Source organism: Sphingobacterium siyangense (genome assembly GCF_007830445.1).
Lineage (GTDB): Bacteria > Bacteroidota > Bacteroidia > Sphingobacteriales > Sphingobacteriaceae > Sphingobacterium > Sphingobacterium siyangense.
The window spans coordinates 123,271-143,262 of sequence record NZ_VLKR01000011.1 but is presented as its reverse complement, the minus strand read 5'-3'; the positions used below and the strand labels follow the sequence as shown (position 1 = coordinate 143,262).

Below are 19,992 nucleotides of genomic sequence, written 5' to 3'. Positions count from 1 at the left end.
TATGAAAAGAAAAACAATATTAAGAAATGTCCTTTTGTACATCACGTGCATCAGCATGCTATATTCCTGCAAGCAAAGGGATGATTATCCCAGCTTTGACGATAAAGAGATAGTAACTCCGCCCACCGATATTATTCCAGAAGACAAGGAAATAGAGCCCGTCACCAAGAAGCTCATGGCGCAGACCGACCTCATCAAAACATTTCTGGTCGATTCATCTGTTACCCTAACCAAAGGACTTGTACGAACCCATATTCGCTACCAGAACAAGCTCGATCAACGCGTGAGCCTTCAACTGCTCACTGTAGATCTTTCATCAAAAGCGGTTTTTCCTTCAATCATGAGTGCATTTGATGATTACCTATATGTGAGCCAGCCGATAGGTGATATGGCCAAGTACTGCGAACCACGCGCAGGCGGCGAGATCCTCGCAGCAATAAATGCGGCGTTATCGTCCACTTATTCCTACATTAAAAACGGGCGGCAGATCAATGTATCCACGAGCAATATAAAGACCAAAGAGAAGACCAGACCTTTCTTTGCAATACGCAAAGATGGCTCGCCTTATATTGGCAATTGTGCCGATACCACCAAGTTTGCTTTTGAGCCTTATGATTTGAATCAATTTAGCGGACTGGTATCCGGGACCAATTGGGTCCGTTACCGAGGTTATAACGTTTTGACTACAGCAGCAATTGTTCAAGCGATAACAGCCATTGGCCTATCCGCAGATAATAAAACGATGTATGCCTTGGTTGTTGATGGCGGTGACACCAATTTTTCAGTAGGCATCAGTTTAAATGATGTTGCCGTTTTGATGGGAGCCTTAAGTAGTTACGATGCATTTGTATTGAACGGCGGTTCCACCAGCGTGATGGTCCAAAAGACCAATACAGGAAACCAATTTAATCCCGTGGTCTGGAACACCGTATCCAAGCCATTAACGGCAGGCGGATCTGCAAGCATCAGCGGTATCGCATTTGTGAAGCGATAAATTAGAAAATCAGCTACTCAACAACGGATTTTGAGTAGCTGATTTTTTAAATTTAAATTTGTTTACGCTGTTATTTCATCTTGCTTGCAGCTACGCAAAATACGATTATTTCGCCCAAGAAAATTCAATCACAAGAATTTTATTTTCCTCATGCCCGAAATAAAACTTCCAGCCGAAGTTAGTATTAGGTCAAAAGTTGTTTAGGCTAACGTTCGCGATGAAACTGGAAAAAATAAGCGAACGACGGTCCCTTTGTTAAGTTCGCTCGATAAATGAATCGTCCCACCGATACGTTCCATGAGATGTTTAACCAATGCCAGCCCGATTCCCGATCCAGCAATCTTGGCAGTATTACTCGCCCGTTCATTTGTAAGAAAAACCTTCTGCAACTCGTCTTCCGGAATCCCGATGCCATTATCTTCGAGATAATATACTACTCCTTTATCAGCTTTTTCACTATAAATATGCAAAAAAGCCTCACCTGATTTTTTTGCATATTTAACGGCATTACCAATTAGATTTATAAAAACCTGATAAACGATTCCGCCATCCGTATACAAAGGAAATAGATCTCCTAATTTGATTTCCATTTGTTTGTCGGGATATACCAGTTTAATTTCATCAATACAATTCCTTATTTTTTTATCCATTGCCACACACGCGACTTCTTTCTCGGCACTGCGTATCTTGCCAAGCTGCAATGTCTGATTTATAATACTTTCTATATTTTGAATAGATGCCGCAAAGGTTTCAAACCACCTTTCACTTACCTTAACCGAAACACCCACATTTTTGCTCAGAAAACTATTCCCAATTTTCAAAACAGACAATGGATTTTTTAGATCATGTGCCAAAGTGCCGGCGAGCACGTCCAATTCGCGGCTAAACATAAGCTGCTCTTGCTTTTCTTCCACATTTTTGTAAGCAAGATGTTGCTCAGTCACATCACTTGCCGTATGCAAAATAGCATAGGTTTTCCCCTCCTCGTCAAGCAATGGCCTATATTCAAAATTAAAATACCGCAGTGTTTTCGTCTCTTCATGAACAATATTTGCGGGTGTACGCTCAGCCTGATAGACAATTCCTGTTTTCCAAACGTTTTTCAAAATAGATGAAAAACCTTCTTCTTTAAAATGAGGAAAGCATGCACAAAAACTACGCCCTAGGATGGACCGATCCACACATAATATATCCAGCATACCTTGGCTAACAAAAGCAATATTTAGGTCTATGCTATCATAAATTGCGATCGCACTATGGGACTGCTCCAAAATAGACACCAGAAGATTAGCTGTAGTTTTCATCTACGCTAATTTAATCATAATATTTTACAACAGATAAATCAATAAGGGAAAATCCGAAAAACAAAAAGCTAATCACGAAGTTGACCTGATGCATCTTGACAGAGAAGGCTTCAACCCCATGATGGCCCAAGAAAAGATTATGAAGTACATTGAATCTCTTTACGATCTTGCCGATTTCTTCTGGACACTTTTTTTCTTTGCTGCATTAAACGACCTCTTTTTCAACAACAATGCCGGTAAATTCTAAAGGCTTTGAACGATAATGGATACAAGTGAATAAAAATCTATATTTTTAAGTTTTAGAATGTATGGAAAATAAAAAGATTTCAATAAATGACATTGCGAAACACTTAAAAATAGCAAAGTCAACCGTATCGTTGATCATTAACGGAAAAGCTGACGAAAGACGGATTAGCAAAGAATTACAGGCTAAAGTACTGGATTATGTCAGAGAGGTTCGTTTTTACCCGCATCACTTAGCGCAAAGCCTAGCCACAGGCCGAAGTAGCAGTATCGGACTTATTGTTGAAGATATTTCTGACTCATTTTTTGGACCAATAGCGCTCATGATCGAAAATCTAGCCAAAACGAAAGGGTATAGGATAATGTACAGCAGTACCCTCGGTGATACCAATACAGCCATTGAGATTATCAATTTTTTCAGACGGAGCCAACTGGATGGCTATATTATTGCACCAACCAAAGGAATAGAAGATGTCGTTAAAGAAATGGTGGATGAACATATCCCAATTGTTCTATTTGACCGGGATCCGGTCGAAGGTGTGGATTTTGTCGGAACCAACAACAAGGAAGCAATGATTGAAGCTTGTATGCATCTATATGATAAGGGGTTTCGTCAGATTGGATTCGTTACACTCGAATCTACACAAAGCCAAATGCATGAACGATTATTAGGTTACCAAGAGACGATGGAAAAATTAGCTGTTGACCCTAAAGTAGCCTTTGTACCCTTTGAATCAAAAAAAACAGTCAAACAGCAGCTTATTAAAGATTTTCTTGAAAAAAATCTGGAATTGGACGCTATCATCTTTGCAACCAATTATCTTTGTCTTGCAGGGTTGGCTGCAATAAATAAGCTAACGGCTAAAAAGAAAATGGATTTCGGCATCGTGTCCTTTGACGATCATGAAGCGTTTAACCTGATCTCCCCAACGATCACCGCCATACGTCAGCCCTTGGAGGAACTAAGTAACAACATTATAAAATTATTGCTAAAGCAGATAGAAAAACCAACAAAAGATAATGCTAGTCATGTAGTATTACCCTCTGTGATAAAAGCAAGAAAGTCATCTGAAAGAAAAAGCAATAATCTTCTGCCAATCGGTCGCAACAACTGATCGGCAGAAGATGCACGGTTTCCCGCATATTTTTGGTTTATATGTTCCAATAATTAGTATTGAATTATTCAGACTATTTAATATTAAATGTTCCTACAACTGGAAAATGGTCGGATTCTTTGTCTGCCCAAAATTGAACCGCATAGTCCTTTACTTCAAAAGCCTGCTGCGGAGCATATATCAACCAATCACAAGTATATGTCGGTTTTGGTGTAGGTACAGTCCATTCACAATTCGAGGTTTGACAGGGCAGGGAAAACCATTTTTGCAAAGCCGGCATAGTCTGTGAGTTGGGCCGTGAATTCAGATCAGCACCCAAAATGATCGGCTTCTTTAAATTTTTGATTTCCGCCAAGATCTCATCGATCTGTTTTAAACGGGTGGCATCATCCTTTTTGTAGCCCAGGTGGGTCGTCGCAAAATAAAATTGTTTGCCTTCCTTTTCCAACAATGCATAGCCAAAGGATCGGATGTCATCCCCATCATTAGCAACCCCCAAATGGATAGACTTTGTCTCCAGTAGCGGATATTTGGAAAGGATAACATTACCATAATCACCTTTCTTCAACGTTAATGCATGTGCAAAATAATAGTATTTCATCCCTGTCAATGCAGCGATTTCCTTCGGAAAATCCATTGGATTAATAGCTGTATTGCGTTCCACTTCTTGCAAAGAAACAACATCGGGATCAACTTTTTTGATCACCGAAGCAATCGCTTCAATGCCCATTTTTCGAGCACTATAGATGTTGTAGGTCATTGTTTTGATCTCAACTTTACGATTCAATTTTTGGGCGGAAACTCCATTGGCATTAACTGACAACAGCAGAGCGGTTATTAAAACAAACAGCAGGGGGCGCAAGTTTAAATGTCTTGCTTTAGACAAAGTTATCATCATGATCCTATTCTTTAATGTAAGTAAGAATTAGTTAAATTATATGGTAGTTACTCTATAACGATCTTTCGAATAACGTGATTCCAGGTATCAGCTACATACAATGCTCCGTCAGGACCGAACTGTAGACCTTCGGGTTCGTAAAATTTTGCTGTTAAGGCATTCCCATTCTGGAGACCACTGGTGCCGGCAATTCCTGCATAAGTAGTTACCGTACCATTGGTCGTGATTTTACGAACACAATGGTTTTTACGATCGGCAACATATAAGTTTCCATCCTGATCCAGATCCATTTGTGCAGGTGTATTGAATCGCGCAGACTCTCCATTTCCTATTGCATTCCCCGTCGTATTGGCATTTGGTCCAGCAAGTACTTGTACAGCACCGAATCTCTTGGCCGCAAGGTCATAGGGTACACGATAAACACTGTGTGCATTGTAGGCTCCTGATATAAACATAGTTTGCCCATCTGGAGAGAAAATAATGTCCATAATATTGACATTTTTTGAATTGACTGCAAATAGCTGCTCCAGCGTACCATCGGATTTTAAACGACAGATCTTTCCGCCCGAGTATATACCAACAAACACTTCATCTGTCACGGGGTTCGTTGTTACAGCCGTCAATCCTGCCGTTGCAGATAGGGCCGTTAAATTGCTATATTTACCAGAAGATTTTATCATCTTGCCAAAGCCCATGGATCCATTTGCGTTGTTATCATTGCTAAGGTACAATGTATTTTGGTCTATTGAAAAGTCAAAAGCCCGGAGCCGCTCGAACAAAGGGTTCTCAGAAGCATTAAGTAAGGTACTTACTTGATTATTTGCAGCAACACGGAGTGCCGCAAAATTATCTCGTCTACTCGCCCCCTCTTCGACAAAATAGAGCATATTATCCTTACTCCATTTCAAATAGCGTGGCCCGGATAATTTAGCCTGCACATAATCCCCGTCAACATCATCCTTAGTCGATCCTAAATAGGTGTACACGACGGTCTGATATCCGTACTCAAAATTTTGCTTATAGGTATATTCTACGCCGTTAATAGCTAGTTTGACTTTACCGGATCCCGCATTCTGTGGAATACGTGCGGTAATGACCCGTCCATTGGAACTTAATACACTCGCTTCCTTCTCATTTATTGTCACTTTGATTTTTTCGAGATCCGTTCCAAAATTACTCCCATATAGGGATATTTCGGTAGATGAGCCTCCAGAAATGGGTGTATATTGGGTAATTTTAGGTTCATTAGCCTTATCGGGATACGTCATGTCGCCACCAATCTCTTTGGTGCAACTGAGTAGACCCATTGCGAAACAAAAAAATATCCCGATGTGAAGATTTCTTATTCCTGATATTTTAGAAAAACAAATAGTTATCATGGTTTTGCTACGTAAAATTTGTATTAGTTTTTGATTAAAAAATTCGCAACAACAGGAAAATGATCGGATTGCGAATAGGAACTATAGTCTACATCATATGTCTCCGTCAAGACCCCGTCTGCCGGTGCATACATCAGGTAATCTATGGTTCCATCAGGTTTAGGTGTTCCGGCTGTAAAGCCACAGTAGCCATTTAGGCATCCTGATGTAAACCATTTCGTCAACACTTTATAGCCTTCTTCTGTAGGCTTGGCATTGATGTCGGCAGACAGAATGATAGGTAGCGTAATATCTTTGGTATATTGGTGGATTAGGTCAATTTGATGGAGCCTATTGGCATTATCTGACAGATGATCTAAATGCGTCACTGCAAAATAAAAATCCTGATTATCCTTGGTTACCCTCACCGTGCCAAGCGCTCTTATATAAGCGTTTGATTCTGAAGTGACCACATCCAACAGGTAAGTTGCCTGTTCTTTAAGGGGTAATTTTGAAAGAATGAGATTACCATATTCCCCCTGAGCTAGGTCGCGGGCTTTGACAAAATAATAATAGGGCATACCGGTAAGCTCGGAAAGGCGTTTTCCGGTGTCAAAATTCAGATTGATGGAGTTCTTCTCCACTTCCTGCAGCCCCACAAGGTCGGGATCATTTTTCTTAATCACGTCGGCGATCGCCTCTATGCCTTTTTTTTGTGCCGAATAGATATTATACGACATGGTTTTGACAGATGTGCCGGTTACGGATGGCTCTTCCACCTTGGTTTCATTTTTACTGCATGATACCAATAAAAAACCGATTATACTGAATGTTATAATTCTTTTCATGAGTGACTCCTGTGTAGTTTTTGCTTTGCGTGTTAGTTGATCAGTCATTTGCTATCAATTCTATGGTATCGCTATAATTGACGACCCCGTTTACCGTCGCACTTACCCGGACATAGATTTTGTTGCCGTTTGCCTTGATCTTGTAAAAGTTCTCGACAAATTGTTTATCATTGGCCAGTTCAAAGACATGTGTACCTTCATCTATTTTGCCCTTAGCAATCTTTGTGACATAATTCGCATTATTTTCATCTACTCGGGGCGTATAGTTCCACATCACAGATACATTGGTAAACGTAAAGGATTCGTCCGATTTATTAACCTTAAATGCTACCTCGACTTGGTTTCTGTCGGAAATGGTGGCCGATGCCGTAATACGGGAAAAAGGGGTTGCTTTCAAATCAAATTCCGTTTGACCTTGGACGGTCGTATACCCTTCGCATACGCCAATAAAAGGGCCGTTGACAACCACTCTATACTTCCCATTAAACACCGTATTGTTGGTATAAGATCCATCTGCATTTGCCCTGAAATCGACAGAGGCAGTCGCCCCGGTTCCTATTTCAAATAAAGAAACCAATACACCTCCCGACCCCTCCACCGGCAATGGAATAGGCTTGTTTGTTTCCATGTCATATATGGTGCCGTGAAGCCCCCCATTAGGAGCCTGTAGATTGTCGATCTCATTTTCGCAACTGTTCATGACAGCGATTAAAATAAAACCAAACACATAAAAAATATTCTTCATTTTGATCATAATTGTAATACATCTTAATTAGTTGCCGTAACCCGGATTTTGAACCAGCTGCGGATTCGTACTCAAATCCGTAGGACTAATGCGGATATAGTAGTTTCTTTCCAGAAATAATCTTTTTTGCTTCGGAGGTACTCCGGTTTCGAAAGTATACTTATTGCTTTTAACATTGAACCAAGGATATAGCGCTGTACCTCTATAGTTGGTTAGTCCGCCCTGCGATTCATCCATGTGGGCTACTCGCCATCGCTTGAGATCCCAAAAGCGTAGCTTTTCAAAAGCAAGCTCTACCTTGCGTTCCTGCCGAACTTTGGCAATGGATATCGTTGCAAGTGACTGAATTCCGGCACGTGTGCGAATGGCATTTACCGCCTGCAAAGCTTCGGTGTCTTTGCCTCCGAGCTCGACACAGGCCTCGGCAAAATTAAGGTATATTTCACCAAGGCGAAATACTACCCAAGGTGTCTCCGAACGCTTGGCGTCAATATTTGTCATGTCTGTAAGCGTTTCATCAAAAAACTTACGCATATAAAACCCCGTTTTTGAAGCATCTCCGACGTCGGCGCCGCCATCTTTACCCGATGTATTGTACCTCACACCGTCTATCGTAGCCACATTATCCTTGTCGGGCTGATTCTGTGCCTGGTATTTTTGCCCCGAGCCATTCTGCCCATTGATCACTCCTCGTATCCATTCGACCTTGCTGCCCTTTAATGGAGCGCCGGGAACATAGATGGAAGCAAACAACCGCGGGTCTTTCCCAACGAAAAGATCGTAGGGACTATCAAAACTACGCGGGGTCCCATCTGTATTTTTTAAAGACAATTTACCCGGGCTACCATCGCTGTATTCAAATGCTTCGACCATTTCGAGCGTTGGGGTCACTCCGCAGCCCCAGCCATCACCACGATAGGAAAAAGGAGCATTCATCTTATCCCACATGTGACCTTTCCCGGCTGAAACATTAAAGGTTTTCTGAAAGATGTATTCCCCATTATCGCCATTTACACTTTTTGAAAACAGTTCATAGAAATTCGCTGCTTTGTCGGCATTTTTGTTATAAAGGGAATAAGTGCCTGCCTCCAGCAATGCTTTTGAAGCATTATACGATTCGGTAAAATACCTCGTTGCCTCATTGGCTGCTATACCAACATAACCGCGCGTTACAGCCTCTCCACTTAAATTTGCATTTGAACCATATTTAGCGATCGAGCCAGCATACAGCGAAGCACGGGACCATAAGGCAAGCGCAGCACCTTTGGAGGCTCTATATTTACTTTCTGCAGATCGCGATACCGGAAGTATGTCGCTAATCGCCTTACATTCACTGATAATAAAATCGTAAACTTCCGATTCCTTATTTCTTGGAACCTGTAATGCCGAAAAATCGCCAGGAACGTATTCTTGTGGTGTCGTTAGCAAGGGGACACCACCATAGCGCTTCACCAAACCAAAATATTGCATCGCGCGTATCCACCTCGCCTCAGCATCGACTAGGCGCTTCTCCTCGTCGCTCAAGACTGTAGTCTCGCTCAGTTTTTTCAAGAAGTCGTTTGTACGTCTTATTTGGACGTATCGCGTCGCAAAAGGGTCTTCAAAGACGTAATCACTATACGTATATACCGAATTTGCATTACTAAATGCATAGTCTTTCTGATACGCTCCTGTCGCTTCATCAGACAAGGAGGTCAAATTGAGCAGATTTGATTTTCCTGTAAACCAATCGTCAAACTCATCTAATCGTAATCCCTCATCATACATCGTGACTAACACGGACTGTATCGCTTGCGGACTTTCCCAGATGAGATCAGAGGTGATAATTCCACTGGTAAGCTCCCGGTCTAGGTAATCGTTACAACTATATAAACTCAGTGTAAATGCACAACTCAGAAGAAGAGGACTGAAATATTTCATTTTCATAGTATAGGATTTTATAAAACTATATTAACACCAAAATTGAATGTTTTCAATTGTGGATAATAGCGCAATCGACTTTGATTGCTTTCAGGGTCTATATTTTTCAATAACGCATCACTCCCCGTGAACGTCAATAGGTTATTGGCATTAAAGTAGATTCTACACCGTTCAATCTTTAGGGACTCGGCCCATTTTTTTGGTAGAGAATACCCCACTTCCAATGTTTTTAACCGTAGATAATCTGCTTTATGTAAGGACCATGAGTTATCAGATCGGTTGTCCACCTGACCTGTTACCCGGGCTGCGGGCATTGTGCCGGCAATCCATTCACTATTGGGATCAGCAGGATCTGCCCGGTGCCATCGGTCGGTCATAAATGCAAATCCGTTACCTAGGCCCTGTTGGATAAACGGATCAAGTATATCGCCACTTATATAAATATCATGGCCTGCAGCTCCCTGAAAAAATAAGGTCATATCAAATCCTTTATAATTCGCGCCGAGATTTAATCCATAATACATTCTTGGTGTTGCACCATGACCGATTGGTTCCACATCGTTCCCATCTATAATGCCGTCGCCATTCACATCTTTGAATTTCAAATCTCCGGGAAGCAGGGATCGATTTCCATTATTATCCTGCACCGGTGAATTTAAAATATCTTCATACGAGGAAAATTGACCCAAGACCGTCTTCCCCCACCGGATATCCTTATTTCTATCATTACTGTTGTTCCGCCAGTTATCATACATATTGGTTGAAGCTGCACGTTCGACGTAGCCATAGCGGATGCGTGTTACAGAAAAATTGCCGGATATATTATAGGCAAAATCACCAATTTTATTTTTATGGCCTACAGTCCATTCAAAACCGGTATTGATATCTGAATTTAAATTTTCCTGTGGCATAGACTCGCCGAATGTTGTCGGGAAAGTGCCTTGTCTTGTCGCAGGAAGCCCAGAGCGTTCGCGTCTAAACCAGTCGAATTCCGTATTGATCAATCCGTTTTTAAAGGAAGCCTCAAACCCTAGATTCATGATATTAGACTCGTACCATGTCAACCAAGGATTGGCCATCCCACTGCTTCTCAGCCCAGAAGACAAGCCTCCAGTTCCCAGCACATAACTCCCTCCATAGACATATCCGTCGAGGTATTGGAATGCCGAAAAATCACCCTCATCACCGACTTGGGCATAGGAGCCCCGGATTTTTACGTTATCAAAATGAGCAAAATTTTCTTTGAAAAATTTCTCTTCCGAAATCCGCCAACCGGCTGAAACTCCCGGGAAGAATCCCCACCTGCGGTCCCGCTGAAATTTATAAGATCCATCATAACGGAAATTCAATTCAAGTAGATATCTTCGGTCATAGGCATAATTAAACCTTCCTACCAGACCTGCATGCGCCGTTTCCACACTTTTGCCACTCGTATTTTGGTTTTCGGTGTCTCCTTTACTGATGTCGTCAATGATCCCGATCGAAGATTCCCTAAAACCCAATATATCGGTCAAACGGTCGTGATAGGCCTCCCATAACAATAAGCCACTGACATCATGCTTTTGTCCAAATACACGGTTGTAATTGATCGAATACTGCTGCGTTGGCATATACAGATTTTCCATCTTGGACTCCAGGCTTGCTTTTTTTCTTAGAGCGACCTCGGTATAGTGTTCATTCGTCTGATTGTACTGGTAATCGCTCAATGCCTTTTGCCATGTTTTCCATTCACTGTTCTTATAGTCATAAGCGACCATAGCACGTAACGACAGTCCAGCTATCCACGGTAGCTTCCAATTTAGATCCAATGAACCGTTAAACTCTCTTCTCAGGCGCGATTCGTATCCACTATGCTCGATATAAGAGCTATGTATAGGGTTGGCCATGTTTCCAATGGCCTGCCAATAACTGGGATTATTGTTGGCATAAATGGAATAAATAGGGATGGCCATCTGTGCCTGTGTAAACAGATCGTCACCTCCATACGGTTTTTCACGATCTTGTAAACGACCTGTCAATTTAAATCCGACGGTAAAATTTGGTGTAACATTCAGATCAATATTGGAGCGTAGATTATACCTTTTGAAGTTCCAGTCATCTGACCTCAAAATACCACCCTGGTCAACATATCCCACCGAATTATAATATTTAACTTTATCATTTCCCCCATAGATGCTCACATTGTGTGAGCTCTGTGGAGCATTGTTACGCACGAGGGAATCCCACCAGTCAGTACCCTGCGCTCCATTTTTGTAACTATCGAGTTGTTCTTGACTATATGCTGGTACCCCAGTGTACGGATTAGAGTTATAGATCGCTTCATTATACAGCGACGCATATTCATAGGCATTCATCATACGTGGATATCGCGTCACCTGCTGGATCCCATAATATCCATTGTACTCCACTTTAGTTTTTGAATTGCTTCCTTTTTTTGTGGTCACCAATAGCACCCCGTTGGAACCTTTAAATCCGTACACCGCGGCAGCAGCATCCTTTAATATTGATATAGATTCGATATCATTCGGATCGACCTGTGCAAAATCTCGCTGTACGCCATCCACGATAACGAGCATGCTACCGTACCCGCGGATATCCACCGACGCTCCGTCATCTCCGGGGGCACCGCTACGCTGTACCGCACGAATCCCCGGCAATCGACCAGCAAGCATATTTGTTACGTTTGGCGTCTTTACCTTAATCAGCTCTTCAGCCTGTATGGATGCAACTGAACCTGTTACCGAAGCTCGTTTCTGCACGCCATATCCCACCACCACAACCTCGTCCATCATCGCTACACTATCTTGCAGAATAATGGATAAGTTTGTTCGTCCCCCTAGCAGGATTTCTTGGCTCTTATAGCCGGCGGCGGATAGCAGCAGTGTTTCATTAGGATCTGTTGTAATGGAAAATTTTCCGGTTCCGTCTGTACTGGTTCCGATGGAGGGTGTGCGCTTTATTTGCACAGTGACCCCGGCGATCGGATTATTGGCAGCATCCGTTACTTGTCCGGTTATCCGGACGGGTGCTTTGGCCATAGCCATGAGGACAAGATCACTGTCCCAACGCTCATGACCATAAGCCGCGGATGTCATTAGTGCGATCCCTATCAAACTTGCCTTTAAGGCGCTCTTATAGGCTGCATTTAAATCACGCTGTATCATTTTTTATAAAATTTATTTTTGGTTAGTAATTCTTTATTAAAACGCTTACACGAATCACTTTGGCTTTATACATCTATACCTTATTTTTCATTAGGGATGGGATCCAGTGCAGCAGGATGTTGCGGATCAAAAATGGCAACACCAACCTTTGAATCAGCACAGCCATAGTATAGAAACCATTTCTGTTTAAAATAAACCAGGCCTTCTATAAACACTGTGCCGTCAACATATTGACCACTTTTTTCAAAAGCTTCCATTGGTCTTAGGAAAGGCACGTCCATCCTTGCTAATACTTTACCCGGATCTTTACTGTCGAAAAGAACTTGCCCTGCTGAATAAGTACCTTTATTAAATCGCTTATCTCCTTTTTCAGGGTGGTTTTTGCCATTATATAATAGTAGAATTCCTTTATCTGTCAGGATGGCCGGTGGGCCACATTCTGTTAAAGAGCTATCAAAATATCCCTCTCGAGGTGAGATGAACGCTTTGAGTTGACCTTTCTCATCTACAACCGGTTCCCAGTCAAGCAGATTATCCGACGTTGCGCCATATACACCATGCTCGCCCCAGTACATCCAATACTTCCCATTTACTTTAGTAATTAGCTGCTTACCATTTTCCAGTTTAGTGACAATCGATGCTGATTTATGCGATTTATTGACGAGCTCAGGCAGTATGTTCGATTTTTTAAAAATAGGCCCATATTTTGTCCAATTTTTAAGATCCTTTGAGGTAGCTACCCCTAGGCGAGGTACTTTTCGGTTCCATTGCGTATAGAACATCACATAGGTGCCATCTTCGGATTCCGCTATACGCGGATCCTCCGTTCCACCGGGCCATTCAAACTCACGCTGGCTATCAGCCCCGGGATAAAAAACAGGCGTTTTTTGTCGGTTGAAATGTGTTCCATCAGCGCTCGCAGCAAGCCCTAGACGTGAAGTACGATGACCAATTTTTATCCCCGTCTTATCTTCGGCACGATAAAGCACGTAGATACTATCTCCTTTTACCACCGCTGCCGGGTTGAAGGTGTCATTATTCTCCCAATGCACAAGTTGCCCATTCATGGGATTCAAAAATGTGGTGGTACTATCAGGTTCGATTACAGGGTTTACCCCTGCTGGACGAACGAAACCGCCCATGACCCAGTCTGGGGCGAGATGGCGCGGCTGTCTTTGCGCGCTACAGCCCCAAAAAGTCACCGCAATCGCAATTATGGAAAGAGGCTTAAATAGCGTTATCATTTGTTTCATATGTCAATTATTTTAATATATGGTATTACGAAAATGTTTCTTTAGTATCAAAAGCGCATAACTATCTTAGAAAACCGGTTTTGCAAAACGAAATTAATAAGTTTATAGATCAATATCGCTTTATGATGAGGATTTAATAATTATTTAATATAGGAACTTTAGGTTATTTCTTCCAATACTTTGCCCTTCGTTTCGGGCATACATAGAATAAACACGAAGGACGCGATAACCATCAGGGCATAGAATAAAAATACATAATATCCTCCGAGTACGCTACCTTCTACAATAATTGGAAATACCCAGGATATTATTGCAGCAAATAGCCAATGGGTCGTGCTCCCCAAGGAAGAGCCTTGGGCGCGAACCTCGTTCGGGAAAATTTCCGCCAAAAACACCCAAATCACGGCACCTTGTGATAAGGCAAAAGATGCTATAAATCCCATGATATAGAAAAGTAAAAATTGTGCGTTTACTCCTTTTAGGCCAAAGGCTGCCAATAACAGAAATAAGAACATGCCAATAGCGCCTGTCAAAAGCAGTTTTTTTCGCCCAAAACGATCTATGATGCTCATGCCAACCAGGGTAAAGAGCAAGTTGGTACCACCGATAAAAATAGGCTGAAGGTAGGCTAATGCTGCACTAAAGCCCGCCATTTCGAAGATCCGTGGTGCGTAATATAGAATAGCATTAATTCCGGTCATTTGATTGAAGAATGCTAACAACACCGCAAAAAGTATAGGTTTGGCATACCGTTTTTGGAATAGGCTAACATGCTTACCAGATGTTTGGGACGGATTGACCTGCACTTCAAATGGAGTTTCAAGCCGAAGATAACTTGCACGCGCTTTTTCAATGTGTCCCTGCTGCAATAGCCATCTTGGACTTTCGGGAATAAGATTCAATAGAAGTACAAATAATAGGGCAGGCACAGCCATGATACCGAGCATGTATCGCCATCCGCCTGAATTTACGCTCATAAAAAGAAAATTTGTCAGATAGGCCGTAAAGATTCCCAGCACGATCATAATCTGAAAAGTCCCTGTAAGTTTACCGCGATCTTTTGCGGGAGCAATTTCGGAGGTATATACGGGTCCAACAACAGAGCTGATCCCCACAGCAAGTCCACCCAATAATCTGAACAACAGGAAAAGCTCCCAGATGGACGCTACTGCACAGCCCAATGCTGAGAGTAAATATAAAGCTGCAACGAAATAAAGCACGGGTTTACGCCCATAACGATCGGCCATACGTCCGGCGATAACGGCTCCTATAATGGTTCCGATCAGCGAGATCGATACGGTAAGTCCATGACGGACAGCATCCAAGTCCCAGAGTTTTTGTATGATTTGTTCAGCACCCGATATCACTGCTGTTTCAAAACCAAACAAAAAACCTCCCAACGATGCGATCAATGTAAATTTCCAAATGGGTTTCATATACTAAATGTCTTGAGGGTTAATCCGAGAAATAAGTTGCGTTCATCAAATGATGCAAGGGATAGCTCCGTATCAAGGGTACAAAGGAGCTTATCAAAAAAATAATTGTGGGCCTTGGCAATACTGCCTCCGATTATAATTGTGTCTGGCGTTAACGGATAAATATATTCTTTAATGAAAGTAATCAGTTGGTTGCTTAGGAAATCAAAGGCCTCTTTTCTAAAAATTTCCAGATCTGGGCGTTCAGCTATGTCTTTTATGTTATCAACGGGAATATACCCAAATTTTTCTGTCAAATGAGCTAAGACCCCTCGGGTTGAAATGAAGTCTTCTACAATGCCGTTACTGAAAACTGCTGATCCTAAATTGAGATCTACGATTGTTCCATTTTCGTAAAGCGAAGAACCCAATCCGGTTCCTAAAGTCAGGCCTATAACGCGCCTATTTTCCATTTTTTTATTGACAACTTCGCCCAATAAAAAGGCTGCAGCGTCGTTATAAAAGTAGATCGAACTTAAATCAATTCCTGTGATATTCGCAAAAAATTCTTTAAGATTAAAGCCTAGTAGCGACTGATACTTATTCATTCCGTCCATTAAGGATATTCCGTTTTCGTAATCGAATGGACCAGGACAAGATATGAAAATTTCGGATGGTAAATGCGTAGTTGAACTTAGGGTCTTATCGATGGTTTGTTTTATGGCCGACAAAATCTGTACTCTTTCTGCGTTACTATTTACATTCCCGCGAAAGTACGATCCGTCCATGACAACTGCAGGGCTCCCGTGCACAAGGCCTGATGAGCAATGCGTACCACCTAAATCGACACATAAAATTATATTTTCGGTATGAGGCATTTTTGTTTTTAAAATTGGTTATTAATGATAATAAGCAAAACCGGTTTTGCTTAGATAATGCGAAGATAACACTTATATTTGAAAATCAAATTTTTAATCTAAATTTTTATCTTCCATCCGTCTTACATCCTCTCTTAAGTTTAGCGGTAGCCCCCTATTTTGTATGTGCCATAAAAAAACTTTTAAAACCGAAGATAGAATTTAGGTGTTCTCCTAGAAAAAATAATAGCTATATGGCACATTTAGAAGTAAAACCTAAAAGCGGAGCACCATGGTGGCTTTGGCTTCTGCTCGCACTTATTGCATTGGCAATAATCTTGTTTTTTGTAAATCGTAATAACAGTGCATCCGATGTCGCTGATACCAGGGACAGCACCGGCATGGTAACGGATCAGGGCGATATGGGCGGGGATACCCTTGCAACAACGGAACCAAGCTGGAATTCAGTAGATTTCAATAGTGCTGAATCTTCGGACCCGAATATCACGGACAAAGATATTCGCGTACGCTCCAGTGATGGCTATACCATTTACTCGCTTGGCGAAAATATATTATTTGCCACTGACCAAAGCGCCATACAAAGCAATTCCGAAGCGAAACTTAAACAAATTTCGTCGGCTTTGAATAAAGATTTTCAAGGTGCCTACGTAGGCGTATTTGGGAATACGGATTCTACCGGCACGGCATCCCACAACAAGCAACTGGGCATGGAACGTGCTACTGCCGTGAAGGACTGGTTGGTTAGTCAAGGTGGAATTGACCAAAGCAAAGTAAGCGTACATTCACGTGGAGAAAATGCTCCTGTGGCTGACAATGCAAGCGCAAGCGGAAAAAATCAAAACCGAAATGTAGAGATCGTGGTTTTCCGCAATAAATAGAAACCTAAAGTTTTGAACTCAAAAATTTAAAGACATGGCATTAGACGAAAAAAAATACGACCATTTGATCGAATTAGGAGGAAGCGATTATGAAATCGTTGATGGTGAACCAGATATTAGAGGCTGGAAAGTAAAAAATCAAGCCGGACAATCGCTAGGTGAGGTAGATGACCTCCTTTTTGACCCTCAAAGCCAACAAGTGCGCTATATTATTGTTGACCTGAAAGATGCAGATTTACCTATTGAAGACGACAAAAAGATATTGGTGCCCATTGGCGTTGCTGCACTTTATGACGGGAAGCGTATACAGGCGAGTAATGATGAGCCGGGTACCGTGGAGCCCATCGACCGCAGCGGCGTACTACCGGTAGATGAAATCGATCCCGTGGAACCAGCTACAGACTATCGCTATAATCCGGCCGATGATGGTGAAGTCGTGGTGGTACCGGTTACTGCCGACCGGCTGACCAGACTACCGGCGTACCGTGAAAATTACCTGGATCCGGATACTGAATTATCCATTCGCCATATTTATGAGGGAACAGGTGATGTCGGATTTACGGTGGGATCTAGTGTATATGACCAGGATTTTTATCAACATCCACATTTTAATGAAGATACATTTTATAGCCCGGGATCAAAGGCAGACGAATTTGCTGCGAAGCGCGAGCGTGCCCGACGTATACGTGCGAGATACGATAGAAATTTAGATGGTGATCCCAATGATTTAATCTAAAGAATTTATCAGGTTAAGATCTTACCATTCCAAAGGTTTTCATTCTTTACAGTTTGAAAACCTTTTTTTTTCCGGGAACCTAGTCCTTAACAGCTGCAGGCAGATCTTCCCATATTTGGCATTCGCCCCTGAAATTAAACCTCTCGTCCCCAAAATGAAGACCGGTCGCCATCGCACAAAAAATCATACAACTACGTACCTAAAAGTCATACATCCAGGGCAGATTACTGCGCTAACTTTGGTATAAGATAACAGATCGGAGGACAGGGAGATGCCCGGCCGGTCAACAGGAACAACTCCACGGCCGATTCAGGAGGATAATAAGGATAAGCAAAAATATAACCATATAAAAAACAAAAACATGAGAACATTAGTAAAAAGAATCATCGGCACATTGGGTACAGGTGCCTTGATGGCAGGCCTTATCATCGGTGCAAATGCACATGATAAAAAAGAAGAGGTGAAAGTAAATAAAGTTGATCCCGAATTTATTGAGTGGCATTTCGATGGCGCACCTAATCCCTCCAATAATGATCTTACGGATCCCTCACAATATTCTAAAGGCAGCAGCACTACTTGTGATGGAGAGAAAGAAACTATCTGCAATTTAAATGCTCCTGAAAATGGCAGTTCAGGGCAACCAGATCTCAATGCCACAGTTACTATACCGGGGCAGCCTAGCGAGTCCGTTTCGCAGCGTATCAGTGATGCGCTCGGTTCAGGGACACCGAATGAAACCGTACAGTCTTTCCGTTCAGAATAGAAGGAAACACAGTTTTTTTTAAAAGCTCCAAATATCAGTTTGTTTGGAGCTTTTCTATAATCATACAAGTCTTTTTAGCGTGGATTTTGCAACATGCCTGTAATTTGAACTACATCTTGAGGAATCAATATTTGATATCGCAGATTATTTGGAGGAAGTGTATAGGATTTTTCCACGCCATCCCGTACAATCTTGCGCACCAAAGTCTTCTGAAATTTTTGATCTCTATTAAGCCTTTTAAGGTCAGAGACCCTAATACCTCTAAAAATCAGCTCCTTACGGCGTTCTTGCAAAATATATGTCAATACCTCATCCTGGGATTTGAGTGCAGAAGGAAATACATATTCCTTTGCAAAACGTTTATTCAGCAATACCTCCAGTGTAGCTTTTGCCATATTCAATTCTCCTTTGCGTGCCAAACATTCTGATTTTATCAGAAAAATCTCATCCACAGCCAGACCGCAGAAGAAACTCGAGTTATAGAATCCTGCATAATTTCCTTTAAAACCGATAGTACCATCCGTTTTTTTATTAAAGAATATAGTCTTTCTTAAATCTCCATCATCATACAATCCGAAAAGGGTTGAATCAACATTTGCCCTTTTAGCATTTAAAATAGTTAGATCTGTATTATAGGCCAGAAAGATCGTTTCGGGATTCATAATTTCAAAGGGTGTAGTACTATTTGGATTCCTTGATTTATAATCCATAAGCTCGTTATGGACCGCTAGGGTTTTTTCCGCATATTCCAATGCTTTATCGTAGTTTTGCATCAAGAGATTTACTCGTGCCAACATCGCGAGTGCAGCGGTACGTGACGGCCTAGTTGAAAAGTCAACGCGCACAGGGAGCAGATTCAGCGCTTCTTCAAGATCGTTCAATATCTGTCGATAAGTTTCATCCAAGGTTGACCGTATCGACTTTTCTTCAAAATTGGGCGTTAATCTCAAAGGCATACCCAAGCTAATATTGTTATGCTCGGGATTATCTTTTCTGAAGTCAGAACAATATACCTGGGCCATCTGATAATAAGTGTATGCCCGAAAGAATAATGCAGAACCTTTAATATAATTATAATTGGCATCTTCTATTTTTTCCATCTTCCTTAATCTATCCAACACGGTATTTGCATAAAAAATTGCTAGAAATGGATTTTTCCAGTATACATTGTTATTTGCCGGCAGAAATTGCGGTTCATCATCCCAAATATATAAGCTCTTTTCAAATTCAGTAAGTCCATTAAATACAGCCGTCGTCACATAGAAATCATCCGTATTCATTTCTAATAAGCCGGGTGCAAGATTTGTGTTTATGGTATAATTATTATCGAGCAATGCCTGTAGATCTTTCAATGAATTTGGGGTTACGAAAGAGCTTTCACTCTTTTCGTCCAGAAATTTGTTGCAAGACATTAGCGTAAACAGGCACATGCAATATAATAGACGAGCTGATATCATATTTCTTAACAGTTTCATAATGT

General features: G+C 41.7%; 17 protein-coding genes. 6 read left to right on the top strand and 11 right to left on the bottom strand.

Going from position 1 to position 19,992, the window contains the following annotated elements; genetic code table 11:
- Position 1: 1 nt before the first annotated feature.
- Positions 2-994 (top strand): phosphodiester glycosidase family protein, encoded by a 993-nt coding sequence (locus IQ31_RS11860; protein ID WP_145328122.1) that lies wholly within the window; start codon positions 2-4, stop codon positions 992-994.
- Positions 995-1,194: 200 nt separating this feature from the next.
- On the opposite strand, the gene IQ31_RS11855 is transcribed toward IQ31_RS11860, so the two are convergent.
- Positions 1,195-2,298: a sensor histidine kinase gene (locus tag IQ31_RS11855; RefSeq protein WP_145328121.1), complete on the bottom strand. Its 1,104-nt coding sequence runs from the start codon at positions 2,296-2,298 to the stop codon at positions 1,195-1,197.
- 88 nt (positions 2,299-2,386) lie between these two features.
- On the opposite strand from IQ31_RS11855, the gene IQ31_RS27335 reads away from it, so the two are divergent.
- Positions 2,387-2,545 (top strand): hypothetical protein, encoded by a 159-nt coding sequence (locus IQ31_RS27335; protein ID WP_158638866.1) that lies wholly within the window; start codon positions 2,387-2,389, stop codon positions 2,543-2,545.
- Between the two features lie 61 nt (positions 2,546-2,606).
- Positions 2,607-3,656 carry a LacI family DNA-binding transcriptional regulator gene (locus IQ31_RS11850; protein ID WP_145328120.1) on the top strand — a complete coding sequence of 350 codons (1,050 nt, stop codon included), beginning with the start codon at positions 2,607-2,609 and terminating at the stop codon, positions 3,654-3,656.
- Positions 3,657-3,729: 73 nt separating this feature from the next.
- Here the strand turns inward: IQ31_RS11850 and IQ31_RS11845 are convergent, their stop codons facing one another.
- The 9 genes from IQ31_RS11845 to IQ31_RS27505 form a co-directional block, all read right to left on the bottom strand.
- The gene (locus IQ31_RS11845) at positions 3,730-4,554 is read right to left on the bottom strand and encodes an endonuclease/exonuclease/phosphatase family protein (RefSeq protein ID WP_208734239.1); all 825 of its coding nucleotides are present in this window, start codon (positions 4,552-4,554) and stop codon (positions 3,730-3,732) included.
- A gap of 47 nt (positions 4,555-4,601) precedes the next feature.
- Entirely contained in the window at positions 4,602-5,861 is a 1,260-nt protein-coding gene (locus tag IQ31_RS11840; protein WP_158638864.1) for an IPT/TIG domain-containing protein, read from the bottom strand.
- Between the two features lie 95 nt (positions 5,862-5,956).
- Complete coding sequence (locus tag IQ31_RS11835; protein ID WP_070565931.1) at positions 5,957-6,760, bottom strand: endonuclease/exonuclease/phosphatase family protein; 804 nt, start codon at positions 6,758-6,760, stop codon at positions 5,957-5,959.
- A 40-nt stretch (positions 6,761-6,800) separates the two neighbouring features.
- Positions 6,801-7,505, bottom strand: a complete 705-nt coding sequence (locus tag IQ31_RS11830; protein ID WP_198386016.1) for a DUF3823 domain-containing protein — start codon at positions 7,503-7,505, stop codon at positions 6,801-6,803.
- A gap of 27 nt (positions 7,506-7,532) precedes the next feature.
- Positions 7,533-9,431 (bottom strand): RagB/SusD family nutrient uptake outer membrane protein, encoded by a 1,899-nt coding sequence (locus IQ31_RS11825; RefSeq protein ID WP_208734237.1) that lies wholly within the window; start codon positions 9,429-9,431, stop codon positions 7,533-7,535.
- Between the two features lie 11 nt (positions 9,432-9,442).
- Positions 9,443-12,589: a SusC/RagA family TonB-linked outer membrane protein gene (locus tag IQ31_RS11820; protein WP_145328118.1), complete on the bottom strand. Its 3,147-nt coding sequence runs from the start codon at positions 12,587-12,589 to the stop codon at positions 9,443-9,445.
- Positions 12,590-12,669: 80 nt separating this feature from the next.
- The gene (locus tag IQ31_RS11815) at positions 12,670-13,842 is read right to left on the bottom strand and encodes a glycoside hydrolase family 130 protein (RefSeq protein ID WP_244294460.1); all 1,173 of its coding nucleotides are present in this window, start codon (positions 13,840-13,842) and stop codon (positions 12,670-12,672) included.
- A 158-nt stretch (positions 13,843-14,000) separates the two neighbouring features.
- Positions 14,001-15,278: a sugar porter family MFS transporter gene (locus IQ31_RS11810; protein ID WP_167512262.1), complete on the bottom strand. Its 1,278-nt coding sequence runs from the start codon at positions 15,276-15,278 to the stop codon at positions 14,001-14,003.
- Positions 15,275-16,135 carry an ROK family protein gene (locus IQ31_RS27505; RefSeq protein ID WP_167512261.1) on the bottom strand — a complete coding sequence of 287 codons (861 nt, stop codon included), beginning with the start codon at positions 16,133-16,135 and terminating at the stop codon, positions 15,275-15,277. The genes IQ31_RS11810 and IQ31_RS27505 overlap by 4 nt, the downstream gene beginning before the upstream one ends.
- A gap of 233 nt (positions 16,136-16,368) precedes the next feature.
- On the opposite strand from IQ31_RS27505, the gene IQ31_RS11800 reads away from it, so the two are divergent.
- The 3 genes from IQ31_RS11800 to IQ31_RS11790 all read left to right on the top strand — a co-directional run bounded on the left by IQ31_RS11800 (position 16,369) and on the right by IQ31_RS11790 (position 18,512).
- Positions 16,369-17,013, top strand: a complete 645-nt coding sequence (locus IQ31_RS11800; protein ID WP_070565928.1) for an OmpA family protein — start codon at positions 16,369-16,371, stop codon at positions 17,011-17,013.
- A 34-nt stretch (positions 17,014-17,047) separates the two neighbouring features.
- The gene (locus IQ31_RS11795; RefSeq protein WP_145328117.1) at positions 17,048-17,749 is read left to right on the top strand and encodes a PRC-barrel domain-containing protein; all 702 of its coding nucleotides are present in this window, start codon (positions 17,048-17,050) and stop codon (positions 17,747-17,749) included.
- A 361-nt stretch (positions 17,750-18,110) separates the two neighbouring features.
- Positions 18,111-18,512 carry a hypothetical protein gene (locus IQ31_RS11790; RefSeq protein ID WP_145328116.1) on the top strand — a complete coding sequence of 134 codons (402 nt, stop codon included), beginning with the start codon at positions 18,111-18,113 and terminating at the stop codon, positions 18,510-18,512.
- Between the two features lie 74 nt (positions 18,513-18,586).
- Here IQ31_RS11790 and IQ31_RS11785 read toward each other — a convergent pair whose 3' ends face one another.
- Positions 18,587-19,987, bottom strand: a complete 1,401-nt coding sequence (locus IQ31_RS11785) for a RagB/SusD family nutrient uptake outer membrane protein (protein WP_145328115.1) — start codon at positions 19,985-19,987, stop codon at positions 18,587-18,589.
- Positions 19,988-19,992: the final 5 nt, after the last annotated feature.